Raw genomic sequence first — 700 nt, forward strand, 5'->3', positions numbered from 1 at the left:
ACATCGTCACCGTCTACACCGCGGGCGGCCAGATCACCGACCGCGCCGTGGCGAAGCCGCGCGATGAGGACGGCCGCTGGATCGGAGGTTCCACCGACCAGTGGATCGATGAATTGACCTCAGCAGTCTTTGATTACGACGCCGCCGGCATCGTCTACCTCCCCGTCGGTCAACCAGAATCGGCGATTCATCGCTGGATGCACGAGATCGTCCCCGAAGTACGCCGCGCCATCACTGAGTCGAGTCCTAACGTGCCGGCTGCTTCGGCAGGACTTCAGTCATGACTGATCGCACCTTCCCGGCGCCGTCCACAATCAGTGAACCGGCGCAGAAATGGCTCGCCGTCCGGGGCGTCGACAGGTCCTATCCGGCCGCAGAGGACACCGATGCCTGGCTCGCTATGGTCAAGCAGGCGAATCTCCACACGGCCCGGCAGTTCCCGGCCGCCGAACTGCCCGTCACGGTCGACGACGTCAACGTGGACGGTGTCACCGTGTACGCCGCTCGACCCCACGGAATCCAGGACAAGGCCGGCGAGCCGCTCTATCTCTGGATGCACCCCGGAGCCCTACTCGTCGGCGGCGGGGACGCGTGCCGCGCCACAACGAGCAGGACCGCGATGTCCATGGGAATGCTCACGTGGGGGGTGGACTATCGAACGCCGCCGCTTCATCCGTACCCCGCCGCCCTCAACGACGCC

At 65.7% G+C, this 700-nt stretch carries 1 protein-coding gene and 1 pseudogene; both read left to right on the top strand.

The genetic code is table 11. The features are described from left to right. Nucleotides 1–284 (top strand): annotated as a pseudogene (locus tag F6Q13_RS18820) (hypothetical protein); the annotation flags it as partial. Beyond that, on the top strand, nt 281–700 hold a 420-nt coding region (locus F6Q13_RS18825; RefSeq protein WP_293059759.1), incomplete at its 3' end, for an alpha/beta hydrolase fold domain-containing protein. The pseudogene F6Q13_RS18820 and the gene F6Q13_RS18825, both read left to right, overlap by 4 nt.

The organism is Mycobacterium sp. (genome assembly GCF_008709575.1).
Classification (GTDB): Bacteria; Actinomycetota; Actinomycetes; order Mycobacteriales; family Mycobacteriaceae; genus Mycobacterium.